Annotated in this window: 1 protein-coding gene; it reads right to left on the reverse strand. The window is 65.3% G+C overall.

What is annotated here, in order from left to right:
* Window positions 1-470: hypothetical protein (locus ACG2LG_RS24220; RefSeq protein ID WP_396263481.1), on the reverse strand; the 470-nt coding region annotated here is incomplete at both ends.

The following is a 470-nucleotide window of genomic DNA, read 5'->3' on the forward strand; positions in this document are numbered from 1 at the left end:
TCGGTGGGGACGATCTCGGTCGCCCAGCTCGTGAGGTCATCCGAGCCGGCGCAGTAGTAGTCGGTGCCGGACGTTCCTTTCATGACGATCGTGGCAACCGAGCCGGACACCGAGATTGCGGTGATCTTGGGCTCTCCGGGCTGGGCGGCGGGCACTACCGACAGGGTGCCGCCGTTGTCGGTGATGTAGGCGCCGAGGCCGAGGTTGATCAGGTCCGTGCCGGTATAGTTACCCGTTGGCAGCGTCGTGCTGCCGAAGACTGCCGAGGTGACTTTCACGTCCACGCCGTTCTGCATCACGTAGTTGTGGTCGGCGTCCACCACTTCGAGGCCGAACGTGGCGTTGGCCACGCTGCCGGCGAACCAGAAATTCTGTTTGCCCTCGACCGAAATCAAACCGGTGAAGCCGGAAAGATCGGTCCCGGCGGCGATCGCCGCACCGCCGCCGGAGCCCGGGTCAAGGCGCCGGTC

The organism is Haloferula sp. A504, from assembly GCF_044385805.1.
Lineage (GTDB): Bacteria > Verrucomicrobiota > Verrucomicrobiia > Verrucomicrobiales > Akkermansiaceae > Haloferula.